Consider the following 18,484-nt stretch of genomic DNA (forward strand, 5'->3'; position numbering starts at 1 on the left):
GACACGCACCGCGAGCCTTCTGGACATCACCCCGTCTTTTAGAATTCACATGTGCGGCCGCTGCGTCAGCTCGCCTGCGGCCCGGGCGCCGCCTCGACAGACAGCCAGTCTGCCTTCGCCGACGCCCGGGCCGCAGGCGAGCTGACACAGCGGTGACGCCTACGTTGAATAGACCAGAGCATCCTTAACGCGTCGGCAAAGGAATGAACTCCTCTTCGTCGCCCGCCACCTTGCCGTAACGCTGTTCTTGCCATTCGAGCTTCGCCTGCTCGATGCGCTCCTTACGGCTCGACACGAAGTTCCACCACAAGTGTCGCTCGCCATCCAACGGTGCACCGCCGAACAGCATCACACGACTGGCTTTGGTGGCCTTGATCGGCGCCGAGGTCGCAGCGGTCTGCGCCGCCGCCTGAGTAGGTGGAATGGTCAAGCCTTCCCAGCTCACTTCCCCTTCGATCACGCAGAGGCCGCGCTCAATGTGCTCCTCCGGCCAGGCCAGTTCGGCACCAGCCTCCAATGTCGCCTCCATGAAAAACATCGGCGCGAAGACCTTCACGGGCGAACGCTCACCGTAGGCCGTACCGGCGATCAGCACCAGTTCGGCGCTTGGCCGGCGAATACGTGGCAAGGCAATCGCGTCGTGGTGGTGGAATTCCGGCTCGACCTCTTCGTCATGCTGTGGCAAGGCCACCCATACCTGCACACCGTGCATGCGCTGGCCGTCGCGTCGCTGCTCGGGCGGCGTACGCTCCGAATGCGCGATGCCACGTCCGGCGGTCATCCAGTTCACTTCGCCCGGCCGGATGTCCGCTACGCTGCCGACGGTGTCGCGATGACGGATGGCGCCGTCGAACAACCACGTCACCGTGGCCAGGCCGATATGCGGATGCGGGCGCACGTCCATGCCGCGTCCCGGTGCGAAATCCACCGGACCCATCAGGTCGAAGAACACAAACGGCCCTACGTGCCGGGCCAACAGCACCGGCAGCAACCGGCGCACAGTGAAGCCATCGCCCAGATCGTGCAGGCGTCCTTCGATAAGTATCGGAGTCTGTTCCACAGCCATGCTCCTCGTCACCAGGCCCGTTGATATTGCGCCGGCGCGTCGATCTTCGCACCCAGCTCTTGCGCCGCGCGGCGCGGAAAATACGGATCGCGAAGACTTTCGCGAGCGATCAGTACCACATCGGCATCTTCGTCGCTGACGATGTCCGCTGCATGGGCAGCCTCGGTAATCAGGCCCACCGCTCCCGTTGCGATGCCGGACTCGCGGCGAATCCGCGCCGCAAACGGCACCTGATAGCCGGGGCTGAGCGGAATCTTCACGTGCGGAACCAGGCCACCGCTGGACACGTCGACGAGGTCGACGCCCAGCGCTTGCAGCTCGCGCGCCAGCCGCACGCTTTGCTCGATGTCCCAGCCGCCTTCTCGCCAGTCGGTGGCGGAGATACGCAGCCATAGCGGCAGTTCCGTCGGCCACACCTCGCGCACCGCAACAATGACTTCGCGCAGCAGGCGCGTGCGATTTTCGAAACTGCCACCGTAGGCGTCGTCGCGCCGGTTGCTCAGCGGAGAAAGGAATTGGTGCAGCAGATAGCCATGGGCAGCATGCAGTTCAACCAGCTGGAATCCGGCGGCACGCGCCCGTTCGGCCGCCGCACGAAAATCCGCCACGACGGCGCATAGGCCGACGACGTCGAGTGCCTGCGGCGTATGCCAATCCTGGTCGAATGGAATGGCCGAAGGCCCAACGGTTGCCCATGCACCTTCTTCAACGCTCAACGGGCGGCCGCCCTCCCACGGCCGATGCACGCTGGCCTTGCGACCTGCATGCCCCAGCTGCACACCAGGAATGGCGCCCTGCGCGGCGATGAAGCGCGTGATCGGTTGCCATGCATCGCGCTGGGCGTCATTCCACAAACCCACGTCCGATGGCGAGATACGGCCTTCGGGAGAAATAGCCGTAGCTTCGGCGATCACCACGGCCGCGCCACCCACGGCGCGACTGCCCAGGTGCACGAGATGCCAGTCGTCCGGAAGGCCATGGATGGCGGAGTACTGGCACATCGGGGCGATCACCAGGCGATTGCGCAAAGTCAGGCTGCGCTGGACCAGTGGAGCGTAGAGATTCATTGTCGTGCCTTGAGGAAACTGCCACAGCAGATGCCGGCGCGGAGGCTTGGCTTCAAGAGGCCGCGGCGTTCCGCGCATCGATGGCGGCCGCTGACGCCATCCATCGAGCCACACGCACGGCGACCGCTTCCGGCGACTTCATCCAGGCAAAGTGATCGGCGGGTGTACCCGCCAAATCCTGTGGACCCAACACGTGCAGCTCGCAACGTGCACCGGGCATCTTCGCCAGCAGCCAGGCCAACGAGGCTTCGGGCCCCAGCCAGTCGTCCCGCATGCGCAGGCCCAGCAAGGGCAAAGTCAGCTCGGATAAGCGCGCCTCGAAATCCACTGGCATATCGGCCGCCGCGTAACGCCCCGTACGTCCGCTGCGCGCCCAGTCGGCGATCACGCCACGCGCTTCATTCCCACCAAAACCGATGCGCCGCCCGGGCAAGTGACCCATCAAGCGGGCCAGCACGGGAGCCAGCACGTAGGACAGGCCGATCAGGTAGCGCTGCCTGAAACGCCGCCAATAAGGAGAGCCGCTTGCCACGAGAACAATGCCGGAGTGATCGCGCGGGTGCAGGCTGGCATACAGCGTGGCGAGCTGCGCGCCGAGACTGTGCCCGCCTAGCCAGCAAGGCAACGTTCCGAAGCGCTCGCGTACGGCCTTCAGTCCGGCCGGCAGATCGTCCTGCAACAGCTCGCGGTAAGCCCAATCGTTGTGCCGCCCGGCCCGCTGGTCACTCGATCCAATTCCACGCCATTCGTGCAGCGCCACGGCAACACCGTGTGCAGCCAACGCCTCGGCCAGGGGCAGGTAGTGCTTTGCGGGAACGCCCATCGCCGGCAACCAGTACAGCAGGCCGGTGATTTCTCCGACCGGGGCCACCGTGAGCAACTCGGCCTTGGCACCGTCGGTCGCGGTGATCGGAAGTATGGACGATTCGAATGCCGGCGCCGCGATGGAAGGTTGTGGTTCTTGCACCCAGAGGACCCCGGTAAATAATGAAAGATCGCAGGCTAGCGAATGCACTCTATATGCGCCAAGCATGGATACAAAAAAAGGCCGGCTTGCGCCGGCCTTTTCTCCAATCATGGCCTGAATTCAGGCCGGCGCCACTTCATCGGCTTGCAGACCTTTCTGGCCCTGCACCACCTTGAAGCTCACCTTCTGCCCCTCTTTCAGGCTGCGAAAGCCTGACCCGGTGATAGCGCGGAAATGCACGAAGACATCGGGGCCACTTTCCCTGCTGATAAAGCCAAAACCTTTAGCGTCATTGAACCATTTGACGGTGCCAATTTCACGTTCCGACATGACTCACTCCGATCTGCTCGATACTGAGACAAGTCAGCCTCCCCTTTGGCCGACGGCTTACTGGGCATGCAGGGAATCGGGTGAGGCGATGCGGGACTCCTTGGAGCCTGGCACCGGGGCACGCACGTGACCTGGCAAACACAGTGGAATTAGCATAACGGATTTTCTTAATTGCAAGTAGCCGATGGCCTAGATAATGAAAACGGCCCATGCAATAAAAAAGCCAGGCATCGCTGCCTGGCTTCTTTAAAACGCATTGACGGCGTATCAGGCCGCCTGGACCTCATCGGCCTGCAGACCCTTCTGGCCCTGCACGACCTTGAAGCTGACCTTCTGGCCTTCTTGCAGGCTCTTGAAGCCATTGCCCTGGATCGCGCGGAAATGCACGAAAACATCCGGGCCGTTGTCGCGGCTGATAAAGCCGAAACCCTTGGCGTCGTTGAACCACTTGACGATACCGATCTGACGATCAGACATGTAAATCACTCCGTAAGGTTTTATGAGACTCGGCCCCTCCAACATGGAGCGGGCCGGCTTACTGGTGTGCTAGGAAACCCTAGGGGTGAGGCGATGAAGCAGATCGCTGATCAGCGGCATCGGGTCACAAAACTCTGGTGACCCCGGCAAACACAGTGCCTATATGATAGCCGTATCAAACCCCTAAACGCTAACCGATGCTTTTGTCAAACTGAACGAAACGGCGGCTCAGCGCTTAAAAAAACACGCTAGGGCTTTCGTCCATTTCACCCATTGACGGCATCGATTCAGCTTTTCTTTACATGTCGCGTTGTCTATTGCATCTGCGTCCTGTCACCCAACCATGCGACCGAATTCAGCGCGGGCACGCACGCGCTGGAACTTACCAGTCGAGGGGATTCACTATGTCCAACCTACCTTCCCGCCTCGCCCTGATCGTTCTTTCCGGAGGACTCATCCTGGCCGGTTGCGCCGACAAGACCACCCGCCCAACCACGCCCTCATCCACAACGACCGGCAGCACGCCGACCTCCACATCCCACGCCACACCCACCCGCCCCAGCTCCGCCACAGGCGGGAAATCGCGACCGGCCACCCAGACCGCCGAACCAGCCCTGCCGGACAAGACCGGCATCCAGGCCTGCGACGACTACCTCGCGTCCTACATGGCTTGTCACCGCGCCGCGGGCATCTATGCCCCCGACCAGATCGAGGGACGCTACGAGATGATGCGTGAAAGTCTGTTGAAGGATTCACTGAATCCTGACATCCGGCCGCAACTCGGCAGTCGTTGCACTTCGCTGGCCTCCCAACTGCACCAGGCCTTGCATGGCAAAGCCTGCGCCGCGGAGCCCGCTGCAGCGACCAGCAGCGGCAAGCCCTGAGCGGGGATGCCAGCGCCAAGTGGATCAGCTAACCCCGCCAGAGCGCCCGCAAAGCCGGCGCCATGCCTGAAGGCTGGCACCGGCCCAAGCGGATTTTCGGAGTGGCATGCCATTGCGCGCAGGCGACGACAGCCTCCGCCAAATCTTGAAGCAGGCCTGGCGTGGGCTCCTCCCCCGCTTCCAGATGCAGCGACTTCACTTCGAACACGCCCTCTACCCGATGCGCCTTGGCGTCGAGCCGCCCGATCAGGCGACCACGGTGCAGGATCGGCAGCACGTAGTAGCCGTAGCGACGTTTGGGCGCGGGCACGTAGCACTCGATGGTGTACTCGAAGCCGAACATGGCCAGCACGCGGGCGCGATCCCATACCAGCGGATCGAACGGCGACAGCAACGTGGTATGCGTGGCCCGAAGGCGACCTTGCGCAGCTTGTTTCAGTAGATCGACATGGTCGGCATGGACATAGCCCGGCACCTTCCAGTCGCTTACGGACACTTTGAGCAATTCCCCGGAAGCCACCAGCGGGACAAGCTCCTGCTCGGTCACCGCGGGCTTCAATCGGTAGTAGTCGGCGATCCAACGCGCCTGAGTGATGCCCAAGGCACGCACGCTATCGAGGATGAAGCGCTGGCGCAGAGCCGCATGCTCCAGCGTCGCCGGCTCGCCATCCAGTGGCGGATCGAGTCGCGCGATAACGTTCTCCGCCAGGTCGTACACACGCTGGAAGCGCTCACGGCGGGCCACCATCAATTCACCCAGCGCGAACCACGCCTCCAGCCAGCGCTTCTCTGGCTTCCACGACCACCAGCCGCTGACACCACGATCCTCGCGAGTGAAGTCCGCAGCGCGCACCGGGCCGGAATCGCGGATGCGTGCCAGCAGCCCGTCCATACCGTCGCGTTGATCGCGATGCATGCGCGCCGCATGGCGATGCGCCCAGTGCGTATCCCGTTGCCCACGCCATGCGCGGTGCCACGCATAATCGGAGGCTGTAACGAAACACGCTTCATGCGCCCAGCATTCCGCCAGCTGTCCTTGCGCAAGCGCTTCGTCCAGCCACATCGGCTCGTAGTCACCCAGACGCGAATGAAGCACCAGGTACGGACTGCGAGCTACCACGTGGATGGTATCGATCTGCAGCAGACGCATGCGCGCGATCGCCTCCACCACGTCGGCACGACGCGCACGTTTGCGCGGTGCGCGCAGCAGGCCTTGTGCCGCCAACTGCAGGCGCTGTGCCTGCGCCAAGCTCAAGTGGGTCACCGCAGATGAAGAAAGCGACAACGAAGACAAAATTTTCACATCATCGGGGCGCAATGGTTGTGCAGGCATTTACCAAGCCTTTGTTAGCGTGTGAGTGGCGCAGGAAGTGCTGTTGACCGGAACACTGCCGCAGCCCACTTTTGGTTCCTGCGCCCTTCCGTCCTCGAGCCAGTGATTCTGACATGGAGTATCGATGATGAAATCACGCAAACCACTGCTGACCCTTCTCGCCTCCGGTTCTCTGCTGTTCGCCGGCGCACTGTTGGCGCAGAACCAGCCTGCCCCGCCGCCTCCGACACAAAGCATGCAGACCGTGCCGAGCACCTCGCCCTCTCCGCCGACGCAATCAACGCAGGCGCCTGTCGGCAAAGACAGCACGCGCTTCAACAGTCCGCAGGGTGAGGTGACCATCAACTCCACCATCCCCGCCACGAAGAATGCCGGCCCACCGCCGGACTTCGCTCAGCTTGCGGGTGGCAAGTCATACGTCACGGAAGACGATGCAGCGGCCTATCCGCCGCTGGCCAATGACTTCCTGCATGCGTCGAGCGGCAAGAACCGCCTGACCAAGGCCCAGTACGAGAACTGGTTGAAGCATCACTAAGCTTCCGGCACCTTTGACGCCGGCCGCGGCTAGCCTGCGGCCGGCGTTTTCGTGCTCGGGGACGCCGTCGTGACCAAGCCGCATCACCCACGCCCGGACGGGCCTATTCATGGAGCACGCAATGAAGCGACCGACTGCCCTGGCGACCGTCGTACTGGCCGCGGGCCTCGCATGCCCCGAGGGCCATGCCCAAAACCCCAGCCCGATGGACATTCGCGCCTGCACGGCGATCGAAAGCGACGCCCAACGCCTGGCGTGCTACGACCGCGCCACCGGCCGCACCAACATGTCGACGGCGCAGAAAAAGGTCGACGAGGCCGCCGTCTCGCCGGGCGTGTTCTCCCGGGACAAGAGCGCCCGCGAAACCGTTGAGGCAGGCAATCCGGAAGTAGCGCGTCCACTTTCACTGCTGGATTCGCGCTGGGAGCTGTCGCCCGAAAGCAAGCTGGGTACCTACAACATTCGTGGCTATAAGCCGCTCTATGTCATGCCAGTGTTCGCTACCAGCAACCAGAACGACATGCCGCACAGCCCCAATCCCGAGAACACCGTCACGTCACCGCAGCCGCTGCAGAACACCGAGATGAAGTTCCAGCTCAGCCTGAAGACCAAGGTGTGGCAAGGCGTCTTCGGCGATGTCGGCGACCTGTGGATGGGCTACACCCAGTCCTCGCGCTGGCAGGTATTCAACGGCAAGATTTCCCGTCCGTTCCGCGAAACCAACTACGAACCCGAAGCGATGCTGGTGTTCGACACGCATTATCAGGTGCTGGGCTGGGATGGCCGCCTACTTGGTATCGGCTTCAATCATCAGTCCAATGGCCGCGCCAATCCGCTATCGCGCAGTTGGAACCGAGTGATGGCCAACGTCGGCCTCGAGCGCGATGGCTGGGCGGTCATGCTGCGCCCCTGGTGGCGCATTCCCGAAGACCGCAAGACCAACGACAACCCGGACATCAGCGATTACATCGGTCGTGGCGATGTTCAGATCATCCGCGAATGGAAGGGGCAGGAATTCGGTCTGATGCTGCGTCATTCGCTGCGCGGCGGCAGCCGCAGCCGCGGCGCCGGTCAATTCACCTGGAGCTTCCCCATGGCCGGCAATCTGCGAGGGTACATGGAGCTGTTCAAGGGCTACGGCGAAAGCATGATCGACTACAACCACAACGCCACCTACCTCGGCATCGGCGTATCGCTGCTCGACTGGTATTGAGGCCGGCAATCCAACGAGGCCTGGTGCTAAGAGCCTGTTCAAAATCTCTATGCCGGCCTATATGGCGCGGTGCTGAGGGCGAGCAGTTCCATACAGAACCAGAGACTTTGAACAGGCTCTCAGCGCCACCAGGCCTTTTTCGTGCCCATGAGGATCTTCAGCATCTGCCCACGCGCCAGCGGCAAACGGCTCAGAGGGTGAAATGCCACATCACGCAACCGTGCCAGGCCGTCGTGATCGGACTGGAACAGCGGCGTCAGCCAACGGCTCATCCACTGATAGACGGCCAGATGATCGCGGCGACGGCGGCGATAATCCTGCAACGCGACATCCACCTGCGGAGTCGCCGCGAGCGCATCCGCCAGCGCTTCGGCGTCCAGCAGCGCCATGTTCACACCCTGCCCCAGCTGCGGACTCATGGCGTGTGCCGCATCGCCGAGAAACACCATCCTTCCGTGCACCGGGCTGCGCAGCACTACGTCGCGGTAGCGCGCGCGATGCAATTGATCGGGCGAGGTGATGCCATCCAGCAGCGGCACGGCTTCCGGCCATAGCGCCGCGACACGTTCCTGCAACCGAGCCAGCCCAGCCGCATCGAAAGCATCGACCTGCTCGCCCGGCAAGCTGAAATAGAACGTGAGCCAGTGCCCGCCGCGATCTGCACGCTGCCCGACAGGAAGCAATCCGATCATTTCGCGCGTACCGCCGTAACGTTGCCGCAACTCGGTACGGTGCGGCCACTGCTCTGCCGGCAACAGGCACCACAACGCTCCCCACCGATACATCGCCTGGCGACGCACCTGTTGCGACACGCCCTGGCGCAGGCGCGAGTGCGCGCCGTCAGCCACCACGATCAAGTCGAACGGCCCGTGGACGCCACCCTGGCTGTCACGCAGGTGCTCGCCGTCTTCGCTCAGCGCCTCGATGCAGACGCCAGTGTGGATGCGTGGCGCGTCCCGATAGGCATCGCGCAGCACGGTGAACAGACTGCCGCGGGTCAGGCCAAGGCCAAAGCATGCCGAGGCATGGTCGGCGTAGCACATGTCCATCACGCGTCGGCCGTGGCGATTGACGCCGTGCAGACGCTCGATGCGCTGCCCTTGTGCCAGCACCTGATCGTGCAGACCCAATCGCGCGAGCACACCCAAACCCGTGGGCTGCAACAGAAAACCCGCGCCCACCGGTCCAGGCGCTGCCGCCTGCTCATAAACGCTCAGCGCATGGCCTTGAGCGGAAAGGAAAAGCGCCGCGGCCTGGCCGGCGGCACCATAACCCACAATGGCGATGCGCAAACGATCCTGCATGGAAACAGCTCAGTCCTTGAGTGGCAGCTCGCACGAAGCCGCTCGCTTTGGCGCATTCGATGCGCCGATCCAGCTGGATCGGCGCATGCCTTCACCTTGCAGCCACTAGTCAAGACATAGCGAGCGGCCGCGTAGTCGTTTTGTCAGTGGCGCTCAGTGGTGATGACCGCCTTCACCGTGCACATGACCGTGCGACAGCTCTTCCTCGCTGGCCTCGCGCACGTCGGTCACTTCGATGGCGAAATGCAGGGTCTTGCCTGCCAAAGGGTGATTGCCGTCGATATGCACTGTCTCGGCATCGACCTTGGTCACGGTGACATTGAGGACGCCCTGCGGACCACGCCCCTGGAACTGCATACCCGGTTCGATGTTGTCCACGCCCTGGAAAGCATCGCGCGGCACTTCCTGCATCAGCTCGGGATGGTGCACGCCGTAACCTTCTTCGGGTGCCACCTCGACCTTGAACTGATCGCCGGCCTGACGGCCTTCCATCGCCTTCTCCAGGCCCGGCACGATCTGGCCGGTGCCATGCAGGTAGGTCAGCGGCTCACGGCCTTCGGAGCTATCGATGACCTGACCCTGGTCGTCGGTCAGCGTGTAGTGGAAGGAGGCGACGGAGCGCTCGGAAATCTGCATGGTGTTCTCACAAGTACCAAAGTGGGCCGGCCGAACCGGCAAGAACGATAAGCCTATCATCCATGCCGGTGCGTTGACGAAGCACGGCCGTCCATCGCACCACTGCCGCCATGCCAGAATGGCGCGCCTCCCCACTCCCCACACCATGTCTTCACTACTCGACGCCTGGCGCCATCGCCCCACTCACCGTCAGGTCTGGGCGCTGGCCGTGCCGATGATTCTGTCCAATCTCACCGTGCCATTGGTGGCCTTGGTGGACAGTACCGTGGCCGGTCATTTGCCTCAGACGCAGGACCTGGGCGCGGTGGCCGTGGGCAGCGCGATCTACGCCCTGCCGGTATGGAGCCTGGGCTTCCTGCGCATGGGCACGACGGGCTTCGCCGCCCAGGCCATGGGTGCCGGCGACAACGCCGCGCTGCGCACCGTCCAAGCACAAGCTCTGATGCTTGCCGCCCTGCTCGGAGTGGTCGTCGGCGGGCTCATGCTGCCGCTGCTGCCCTGGCTGATCGGACAGATGCATTCCACCCCGCAACTCGCCACGCGCAGCCTGGACTATCTGCATCTGCGCTTGCTGGGGCTGCCGGCGGCCTTGCTCAACTACGCCTTGGCCGGCTGGTTCATCGGCGCCCAGCGCGCCCGCGCCACGCTGGCGTTACTGCTGGTCACCAATCTGGTGAACATCGGCCTGAATCTGTTGTTCGTACTCGGCTTTGGCTGGGGCGTTCCAGGCATTGCGCTTGCCTCGGTCTGCGGCGAGTGGTGCGGTGCGCTCTATGGCCTGTGGCGCGCACGCAAGGCTGTCCGCGGGCTTGCGGGGCAGATCGACTGGCGTGCCATGCGTGGCTTGACGCATTGGCGCCCGCTGTTGATGGTGAATCGCGATATTTTTCTGCGCACGCTGGCGCTGGAGGGCGTGTTCTTCAGCATCTCCCTGCTGGGTGCCCGGCTGGGCGATGCCACCGTCGCCGCCAACGCCCTGTTGTTGAATGGCCTTATGCTGACGGCCTTCAGCCTGGACGGCTTGGCCAATGCCGTGGAAGCCCTGTGCGGGCACGCCATTGGCGCGCGCGATCGCATCGCTTTGCACCGTGCACTGGTCGTGGCCAGTGGCTGGTCCCTGTTCGGCAGCCTCGGTTACGCTCTGCTGTTCGTGGTGGGTGGGCACGCGTTTGTCAACGTGCAAACCAGCCTGCCCGAAGTGCGCGACATGGCTTACCGCTGCATCCCATGGCTGGCGGCGCTGCCGCTGGTCTCGGTGTGGAGCTACCTGCTCGACGGCTTGTTCATCGGTGCAACGCGGGCACGCGAAATGCGCGACGGCATGCTGATCTCCGTACTGCTATTCGCGCTGCTGGCCTGGGCGACACGGAGCTGGGGCAACCACGGTTTGTGGCTGGCTTTTCTCGCCTTCATGGCGACGCGCGGCCTCAGTCTTGGCTTCATCGGCTGGCGGCTGCAACGGCGTCAAGCATGGATCGCGTAAGACCATCGCCCATCGCCCTGGCGCACCAGCTACGCGATACTGCCGCGATGAAAGTCATCTCATTGAGCCGCCACTGCCTGCTGCTCGCCACGGCCACGCTGTCTTTGCTCACCGCCGTCGTGTCGGCCCAGGGCGTATCGATACAAAGTGGCCAGGATCTGGCCGCGCGCATCGACGCGCATATCGGACAGCCACGCTTTGCCGGCGCAAGCTGGGGCATCGCCGTGGTCTCGCTGAATAACGGACGCACGCTCTACGCACACAACGCGGACCAGCTGTTTCAGCCCGCCTCCACCGCCAAGCTCTATACCGCCGCACTCACGCTCAGCGAACTAGGCGCGGATTACCGCATCCCCACGCGCCTGCTGGCAGGCGACAAGCTGCGTCATGGCACGCTGGACGGCCCGCTGATCCTCTACGGCATGGGCGACCCCACACTGGGTGCCGACGCCTCCACAGTGGACTGGGCCAACCAGCTGTCCAGGCAACTTGCCGAACGCGGTATCCAGCACATCAAGGGCGACCTGATCGCGGACGACACCTACTTTGCCGGCCCATCGATGGGCTCGGGCTGGGAGGCCATCGACTTGCAGAGCTGGTTCGCCGTGCCCTCTTCGGCACTCAGCGTGCAAGAAAACCAGGTCGATGTGACGATCACACCTGCCGCGCGGGAAGGCCATACCGCGATGGTGTCGCTGGAGCCGGCAGGTGCCGTACCGGCCGTGGTTAACCGCATGACCACGAGCGCCCCCAAACTGCGCAACGACATCAATCTCTATCGTGCACCGGGCGACAACACGCTGTATGCCTTCGGCAACATCGCGGCGCGTTCGCCCGCACAACGCTTCAAGCTGGCCGCGGTCGATCCCGCCCAGCTCGCTGGCGATCAGCTGCTGAAGGCGTTGGCGCGGCACGGCATCAAGATCCAGGGCCATCTGCGTGTCCTGCACTGGCCGCAGAGCAGCGAGGCCCTGCGGGCGGACACCTCGACCGTCGCCGAGGTGCTGTCACCGCCGGTGGGTGAGATCCTGCAGCGCGGGCTCAAGCACTCGCAGAACCTCTATCTGCAAAACCTGCTGCTGATCGCCGGCGTCCGCGCACAAGCCGATGCGATGCAGGGACCTGCGCCACCGGTCGGCTTTCTCACCACCGAGAACTGGGGCATCCGCAGCTTGCGCCAGTTGCTCGATCGCATGGGCGTGGCGCCCACGGCCAGCCTTATCGAAGAAGGCACCGGCCTGTCGCGCCGCGACCTCAGCACACCCAACGCCATGACCCAGCTGCTCGCCTTCCTCGCCGCGCAGTCCTACGCCACCACGCTGCGCGAAGCGCTGCCATTGGCCGGCGTCGACGGCACCCTGCAATGGCGCATGCGCAACACCCCCGCCGAAAACAACGTGCAGGCCAAGACTGGCAGCATGAATCTGGTGCACTGCATGGCCGGCTACGTCACCACGGCGGGCGGCGAGCGGCTCGCCTTCGCCATCATGCTCAACAACTACGATCCGCCGCCCGGCTCGCCAGGAGCCAGCCGTGACGTGGATGCCATTGCCGTGATGCTGGCTGGGCTGCGTGCCGATACACCAGCTTCTGCTGACGCTAAAGCCAGCGCAGGTGCGCCTCAACCGGTCAACTGAGCTTCCAGATCCTTGCCGATCTTCTCCGGCGTGTCAGTCGGTGCGTAACGCTTCACCACCTCGCCTTCGCGATTGACCAGGAACTTGGTGAAGTTCCATTTGATCGACTCGCTGCCCAGGATGCCTTTGCCTTCGCTCTTCAACCACTTGTAGAGCGGATGAGCGTTGCCCCCGTTGACCTCGATCTTGGAAAACACCGGGAAGCTCACGTCGTAGTTCGTGCTACAGAAGTTCTTGATCTCGGCCTCATCGCCCGGCTCCTGGTGACCAAACTGATCGCAAGGGAAGCCAAGCACCACCAGGCCATAATCACGCTGGGCACGCCACAGCGCCTCCAGCCCGGTGTACTGAGGCGTGAAACCGCACTTGGAAGCGACGTTGACGATCAGCATGGCCTTGCCGCGCCACTCGCTGAGCGAGCGCTCGTTGCCGTCGATGTCGCGTGCGCTGAAATCGTAGACCGTGGTCATGGCGGGGCTCCGGGAGATATCTGTTTGGCAGTCTACGCCAAGCTCAGGCAGAGCTGGCATAGAATGCCCGTCCCGGTCACTGTCCAAGGTCCGTCGTGATCCGCTTTGTCGATGTCCACAAGTCCTACCGTGTCGACGGTCAGGACATCCCCGCCCTGCAACCCTTCAGCCTGGATGTCGCCGATGGCGAAGTGTTCGGCATCATCGGCCATTCCGGCGCCGGCAAGTCGACGCTGATCCGGCTGATCAACCTGCTGGAACGCCCCAGCGGCGGCCGCATCCTGATCGGCGATACCGACATGACCACGCTGGGCGACGCCGAACTGCGCCTGCAGCGCCAGCGCATCGGCATGATCTTCCAGCACTTCAACCTGCTGGCCTCGCAGACGGTGGCGAACAACATCGCCTTCCCGCTGCGCCTGGCCGGCGAGCGAGATGCGGCGGTGATCCGTACCCGTGTGAACGAATTGCTCCAGCGTGTGGGCCTGAGTGAACACGCCAACAAATACCCATCGCAACTTTCCGGCGGCCAGAAGCAACGCGTGGGCATTGCCCGGGCACTTGCCAATCGGCCGTCCATTCTGTTGTGCGACGAAGCCACCAGCGCGCTCGATCCGCAAACCACCGCCTCGGTGCTGGACCTGCTGGCCGAGATCAACCGCGAATTGAAACTCACCATCGTGCTGATCACGCACGAGATGGATGTGGTGCGCCGCGTGTGCGACCGGGTGGCCGTGCTGGACGCCGGCCGCATCGTCGAACACGGCTCAGTGGCCGATGTCTTCCTCCACCCAACACACGCCACCACGCGCCGCTTCGTCAACGAGGCGTTGCCGGAAGAAGCCGCGGGTGAACAGACGTTCTATGCGCACATCCCCGGACGCATCCTGCGCTTGTCTTTCCGCGGCGAAGCCACCTGGACGCCGGCACTGGGCCGAGTGGCGCGCGAGACAGGCGTGGATTTCAACATCCTTGCCGGCCGCGTCGACCGCATCAAGGATTTGCCCTACGGGCAGTTAACCCTCGCCATGCAGGGCGATGGCGTGGACGCCGCGCTGACGACGCTGCGCGCGGCCGGCGTCGAGATCGAGGAGCTTGCACGATGACCACCCCGTTCCTGCAAGGCCTGTTCCCCAATATCGATGACTGGGCGGAGATTGGCCATGCCTGCATCGATACCTTATTGATGCTCGGCGGCTCGCTGCTGCTCACTGTGCTGATCGGGCTGCCGCTCGGCGTGCTGCTCTACCTCACCGGCAAAGGCCAGCTGCGCGCCATGCCGAAGCTGTACGCCGTGCTGTCTCTGCTGGTGAACGTGCTGCGTTCCATTCCCTTCATCATCCTGATGATCGTGCTGATGCCGCTGACTTACGTGCTGGTGGGCACCAAGCTCGGCATCCGCGGCGCCATCCCGCCACTGGTGATCGGTGCCGCGCCGTTCTTCGCCCGCTTGGTGGAGACCGCTCTGCGCGAAGTGCAGCGCGGCGTGATCGAGGCCAGCCAGGCAATGGGTGCCAGCACGTGGCAGATCGTGCGCCACGTACTGTTGCCCGAAGCGCGCGGAGGGCTGATCGCCGGCACCACCGTCACCGCCATCGCCCTGGTCGGCTACACCGCCATGGGCGGCGCCATCGGCGCGGGTGGCCTCGGCGACCTGGCCTACCGCTACGGCTACCTCAGCTACAAGTCGGACTACATGCTGGTGACCGTGGTGCTGCTGATCGTACTGGTGCAACTGTTGCAGATGCTCGGCGACCGCATCGTGGCGCGTTATACCCGTCAGTAATCTCGTTATTCCCGTAGGTAAGGGTGCGTGCGTCTTTGCATCCGGCGGTATGGATGGCTATTCTGGCGCACCGCACAAAGAGCCGTCGCCATGAACAAGCTGCTCGTCGCCCTTGCCGCCCTGCTCGCGCTTGCCGGCTGCTCGTCCTCCAATTCCAGCAGCAGCGGCGACAGCCAGAAGCTCGTCGTCGCTGCCACCGCCGTGCCGCACGCCGAGATCCTCAAGCAGGTCAAGCCGCTGTTGGCGAAGGAAGGGGTCGACCTGGAGATCAAGGTGTTTGCCGATTACGTGCAGCCGAATACGCAGGTGGCCGAGAAGGCGATCGACCTCAACTACTTCCAGACCAAACCCTATCTGGACGAATTCAATCGCCAGCGCGGCACCCATCTCACCATCGTCACTGGCGTGCATATCGAGCCGTTCGGCGCGTATTCGCGCAAGCTCAAGAGCATCGATCAGCTACCGGAGGGGGCCAGCGTCACCCTGCCCAACGATCCGAGCAACAACAGCCGCGCCCTGCTCTTGCTGGCGCGCCACGGCCTGATCACGCTCAAGGACCCGAACAACGAGCTGTCCACGCAGAAAGACATCACCGCCAATCCAAAGAACCTCAAGTTCCGCGAATTGGAGGCTGCGATGCTGCCGCGCACCCTGGACGAAGTGGACCTGGCGCTGATCAACACCAATTACGCGCTGGCTGCCGGCCTCAACCCCACTCGCGACGCACTGCTGATCGAGGGCAAGGACTCGCCCTACGTGAACTACCTGGTCGGCCGCCCCGACAACAAGGACGACCCACGCGTGCAGAAGTTGGCCAAGGCACTGACCAGCCCGGAAGTGAAGGCCTTCATCGAGCAGAAGTATCAGGGCGCCGTGTTGCCGGCGTTCTGAGATCCATCCATGGATAAAGATAAAACGCCGGGCACTGCCCGGCGTTTTTCGTTGCGGCGTTACGCCGCCTCATCGACCGGCTGCGGAATATCGAACACCTGCCGCAGATAGGTCACATAGGCCTTGTCCTCGCACATGTTCTTGCCGGGCGAATCGCTGAGCTTGGCCACCGGCTGGCCATTGCAGCGGATCATCTTGATCACGATATTCAACGGCGTCGGCCCCACGTCGTTGGTAAGGTTGGTGCCCACGCCGAACGCGAGCAGGCAGCGATCGCGGAAATGCGCGTACAGCTGCATCACCTTCGGAATATCCAGGCCGTCACTGAAAACCAGCACCTTGCTGCGCGGATCGACGCGATTCGCGCGGTAGTGCGCCAGCACCCGCTCGCCCCAGGCGAACGGATCGCCGGAATCGTGCCGGGTGCCGTCGAACAGCTTGCAGAAATACATGTCGAAGTCGCGCAGGAAGGCGCTGAGGCCGTACACATCCGACAGCGCGATGCCCAGGTCGCCGCGGTATTCCCTGGCCCAGGTCTCCAGCGCCGCCACCTGCGAGTCACGCAGACGCGGCCCCAGTGCCTGATGCGCTTGCAGGTATTCGTGAGCCAGCGTGCCCAGTGGCGTCAGCCCCAACTTCCACGCCAGCCACACATTGCTGGTACCCGCCAGTTGCGGGCCCAGAGCGTCGCGCAGGGTGGTCGCCACCTCATGGTGCCAGATGCGGGAGTAGCGTCGGCGCGAACCGTAGTCCGCGATCTTGCAGCCCTCGTAACCCGGGGTATCGCGCAGCAACGCGATCTTGTCCTTCAGGCGCCGCCGCCCTTCTGCCAGGTCCAGACCCGGCTGGGTGTTGCGGAAGTACACCTCGTTGACGATGGACAACAGCGGCACTTCGAACAGGATAGTGTGCAGCCACGGCCCGCAAATGCGGATCTCGATCTCGCCGGCGCCACTGGCCGCCGGCAAGATTTCCACGTACTTCGCGTTGAGCTGGAACAGCCCGAGAAAGTCGACGAAGTCGCTCTTGATGAAGCGCCAACTACGCAAGTAGTCCAGTTCTTCCGGTGTGAAGCGCAGGCTGCACAAAGCATCCAGCTCGGCGCGAATCTCATCGATGTAAGGCACCAGGTCGATGCCGGGATTGCGGCACTTGAAGCGGTACTCGACCTGCGCGGCCGGATAGTGGTGCAGCACCACTTGCATCATCGAGAACTTGTACAGATCGGTATCGAGCAGCGAGGTGATGATCATCGGTGGCTCATGCGGGGAAGGAGGCGCACGTCGTCGCGTGTCGCTCATCGATTATCCGCGTGCCATGCCCGTCTGTGCGAGTCCGAAAAAGTAAAAACCCCGGTAGCCAGGGGAGTAGCTACCGGGGTTCTGTCAGGCCGTCCCCAACAAAGAGGGGGAAAACAGGGGCGGCCCCCGATAACGCGATGAAGCTGCGCCATCTCATGTCGCCTCTCGGCGATACGATGACTTAGTGCGGTCGCGCCGGCACAAGTTCAAGGCTACCTTCGAAACGATTCAGCTTTCTGCCAGCTTCGCCGTTACGCCATTAGAATGCCGCCTTCCCAGCCGGAGTCCGCCATGCCTTTGCTGCGCTGTCTGTGTCTGCTCGCCCTTCTGCTTGCCCTGCCCGTCGGCGCCGCCGAATTGAAGATCGACCTGGGAGGCGGCCTGACCACACTCGACAGTGCGCAGCTCGCCGCACGCAAGGATGCTCGCACGATCACCATCGCCGACGACGTCTCCTATAAAGGCACCATGCGCTATCGCGCAGTGCCCTTGAAGCAACTCCTCCCAGGCATCGACTTGGGCGACCACCTGCAATTTGTCGCCGATGACGGCTTCGTGGCAGAGATCCCTGCCACACTGATTCTTAACACTCGCGGGGCCGAGGCTTGGCTAGCGGTGGAGGAGCCGACGCAGCCATGGCCCGCGATGCCCGGCAAGGCCGTCAGCGCCGGCCCTTTCTATGTGGTGTGGACGCATCCAGAAGCGGCAAAGGTCGGCCCGGAACAGTGGCCCTATCAGCTCATGACGATCCGCGAGCAGCAGGACGTTGTTGTGCGTTTCCCCGCCATTGCACCCGACCTTACGCTCCCTGCTGAGAGCCCCATCCGGCATGGCTTCGATGTATTCCAGCGCAACTGCTTCGCTTGCCACACCCTCAACGGCGAAGGCGACGCGCGACTTGGGCCGGACTTGAACGTCCCGCACAACCCCACCGAATACCTGCGCGCCGACCTGCTGCGCGTCTACGTTCGAGACCCGCAATCGCTGCGTCACTGGCCGCAAGCCAAGATGCCGGGTTTCGACGTCAGCGTACTGAGCGAAGAGGATCTCGATGCCCTGCTTGCCTATCTGCATCACATGGCCGGCCGCAAGAGCAGCCACTGA

At 63.3% G+C, this 18,484-nt stretch carries 19 protein-coding genes; 9 read left to right on the forward strand and 10 right to left on the reverse strand.

Going from position 1 to position 18,484, the window contains the following annotated elements; all coding sequences use genetic code 11:
- Positions 1–184: 184 nt before the first annotated feature.
- From OUZ45_RS18560 to OUZ45_RS18580, 5 genes are all read right to left on the reverse strand, one after another.
- Complete coding sequence (locus OUZ45_RS18560) at positions 185–1,060, reverse strand: pirin family protein (protein ID WP_266171774.1); 876 nt, start codon at positions 1,058–1,060, stop codon at positions 185–187.
- Between the two features lie 14 nt (positions 1,061–1,074).
- Positions 1,075–2,133: an NADH:flavin oxidoreductase/NADH oxidase gene (locus OUZ45_RS18565; RefSeq protein ID WP_266171776.1), complete on the reverse strand. Its 1,059-nt coding sequence runs from the start codon at positions 2,131–2,133 to the stop codon at positions 1,075–1,077.
- Positions 2,134–2,185: 52 nt separating this feature from the next.
- Positions 2,186–3,100 carry an alpha/beta hydrolase family protein gene (locus OUZ45_RS18570; protein ID WP_266171778.1) on the reverse strand — a complete coding sequence of 305 codons (915 nt, stop codon included), beginning with the start codon at positions 3,098–3,100 and terminating at the stop codon, positions 2,186–2,188.
- Positions 3,101–3,220: 120 nt separating this feature from the next.
- Positions 3,221–3,430, reverse strand: a complete 210-nt coding sequence (locus OUZ45_RS18575; protein WP_266171780.1) for a cold-shock protein — start codon at positions 3,428–3,430, stop codon at positions 3,221–3,223.
- 267 nt (positions 3,431–3,697) lie between these two features.
- Positions 3,698–3,907 (reverse strand): cold-shock protein, encoded by a 210-nt coding sequence (locus OUZ45_RS18580; protein WP_266171782.1) that lies wholly within the window; start codon positions 3,905–3,907, stop codon positions 3,698–3,700.
- 404 nt (positions 3,908–4,311) lie between these two features.
- On the opposite strand from OUZ45_RS18580, the gene OUZ45_RS18585 reads away from it, so the two are divergent.
- Positions 4,312–4,791 carry a hypothetical protein gene (locus OUZ45_RS18585; RefSeq protein WP_266171784.1) on the forward strand — a complete coding sequence of 160 codons (480 nt, stop codon included), beginning with the start codon at positions 4,312–4,314 and terminating at the stop codon, positions 4,789–4,791.
- Positions 4,792–4,819: 28 nt separating this feature from the next.
- Here OUZ45_RS18585 and OUZ45_RS18590 read toward each other — a convergent pair whose 3' ends face one another.
- The gene (locus OUZ45_RS18590; protein WP_266171786.1) at positions 4,820–6,124 is read right to left on the reverse strand and encodes a winged helix-turn-helix domain-containing protein; all 1,305 of its coding nucleotides are present in this window, start codon (positions 6,122–6,124) and stop codon (positions 4,820–4,822) included.
- Positions 6,125–6,251: 127 nt separating this feature from the next.
- Between OUZ45_RS18590 and OUZ45_RS18595 the strand changes: the two genes are divergently transcribed.
- Both OUZ45_RS18595 and OUZ45_RS18600 read left to right on the forward strand, forming a co-directional pair.
- A complete protein-coding gene (locus OUZ45_RS18595; RefSeq protein ID WP_266171788.1) occupies positions 6,252–6,659 on the forward strand; it encodes a hypothetical protein in 408 nt (135 codons plus the stop codon).
- A gap of 121 nt (positions 6,660–6,780) precedes the next feature.
- Positions 6,781–7,872: a phospholipase A gene (locus OUZ45_RS18600; RefSeq protein ID WP_266171790.1), complete on the forward strand. Its 1,092-nt coding sequence runs from the start codon at positions 6,781–6,783 to the stop codon at positions 7,870–7,872.
- A 119-nt stretch (positions 7,873–7,991) separates the two neighbouring features.
- Here OUZ45_RS18600 and OUZ45_RS18605 read toward each other — a convergent pair whose 3' ends face one another.
- Positions 7,992–9,176 (reverse strand): FAD-dependent oxidoreductase, encoded by a 1,185-nt coding sequence (locus tag OUZ45_RS18605; RefSeq protein WP_266171792.1) that lies wholly within the window; start codon positions 9,174–9,176, stop codon positions 7,992–7,994.
- A 153-nt stretch (positions 9,177–9,329) separates the two neighbouring features.
- The gene (locus OUZ45_RS18610) at positions 9,330–9,812 is read right to left on the reverse strand and encodes an FKBP-type peptidyl-prolyl cis-trans isomerase (RefSeq protein ID WP_266171794.1); all 483 of its coding nucleotides are present in this window, start codon (positions 9,810–9,812) and stop codon (positions 9,330–9,332) included.
- Between the two features lie 145 nt (positions 9,813–9,957).
- Here OUZ45_RS18610 and OUZ45_RS18615 point away from each other — a divergent pair, with 145 nt between their 5' ends.
- A complete protein-coding gene (locus OUZ45_RS18615; RefSeq protein ID WP_266171796.1) occupies positions 9,958–11,295 on the forward strand; it encodes an MATE family efflux transporter in 1,338 nt (445 codons plus the stop codon).
- Positions 11,283–12,932: a D-alanyl-D-alanine carboxypeptidase/D-alanyl-D-alanine endopeptidase gene (dacB, locus tag OUZ45_RS18620; protein WP_266171798.1), complete on the forward strand. Its 1,650-nt coding sequence runs from the start codon at positions 11,283–11,285 to the stop codon at positions 12,930–12,932. The genes OUZ45_RS18615 and dacB overlap by 13 nt, the downstream gene beginning before the upstream one ends.
- On the opposite strand, the gene OUZ45_RS18625 is transcribed toward dacB, so the two are convergent.
- On the reverse strand, positions 12,917–13,402 hold the full coding sequence (locus OUZ45_RS18625; protein WP_266171800.1) for a glutathione peroxidase: 486 nt from the start codon (positions 13,400–13,402) through the stop codon (positions 12,917–12,919). The genes dacB and OUZ45_RS18625 overlap by 16 nt on opposite strands.
- A gap of 95 nt (positions 13,403–13,497) precedes the next feature.
- Here OUZ45_RS18625 and OUZ45_RS18630 point away from each other — a divergent pair, with 95 nt between their 5' ends.
- The 3 genes from OUZ45_RS18630 (at position 13,498) to OUZ45_RS18640 (ending at position 16,079) form a co-directional block, all read left to right on the forward strand.
- Positions 13,498–14,508, forward strand: a complete 1,011-nt coding sequence (locus OUZ45_RS18630; RefSeq protein WP_266171802.1) for a methionine ABC transporter ATP-binding protein — start codon at positions 13,498–13,500, stop codon at positions 14,506–14,508.
- A complete protein-coding gene (locus tag OUZ45_RS18635; protein ID WP_266171804.1) occupies positions 14,505–15,188 on the forward strand; it encodes a methionine ABC transporter permease in 684 nt (227 codons plus the stop codon). Before OUZ45_RS18630 ends, OUZ45_RS18635 begins: the two co-directional genes overlap by 4 nt.
- Before the next feature lie 90 nt (positions 15,189–15,278).
- Positions 15,279–16,079, forward strand: a complete 801-nt coding sequence (locus OUZ45_RS18640; protein WP_266171820.1) for a MetQ/NlpA family ABC transporter substrate-binding protein — start codon at positions 15,279–15,281, stop codon at positions 16,077–16,079.
- 59 nt (positions 16,080–16,138) lie between these two features.
- On the opposite strand, the gene pncB is transcribed toward OUZ45_RS18640, so the two are convergent.
- On the reverse strand, positions 16,139–17,332 hold the full coding sequence (gene pncB, locus OUZ45_RS18645; protein ID WP_266171821.1) for a nicotinate phosphoribosyltransferase: 1,194 nt from the start codon (positions 17,330–17,332) through the stop codon (positions 16,139–16,141).
- Positions 17,333–17,671: 339 nt separating this feature from the next.
- Here pncB and OUZ45_RS18650 point away from each other — a divergent pair, with 339 nt between their 5' ends.
- Complete coding sequence (locus tag OUZ45_RS18650) at positions 17,672–18,484, forward strand: cytochrome c (protein WP_266171822.1); 813 nt, start codon at positions 17,672–17,674, stop codon at positions 18,482–18,484.

The sequence above is a fragment of the Dyella subtropica genome, from assembly GCF_026283965.1.
GTDB classification, from domain to species: domain Bacteria; phylum Pseudomonadota; class Gammaproteobacteria; order Xanthomonadales; family Rhodanobacteraceae; genus Dyella_D; species Dyella_D subtropica.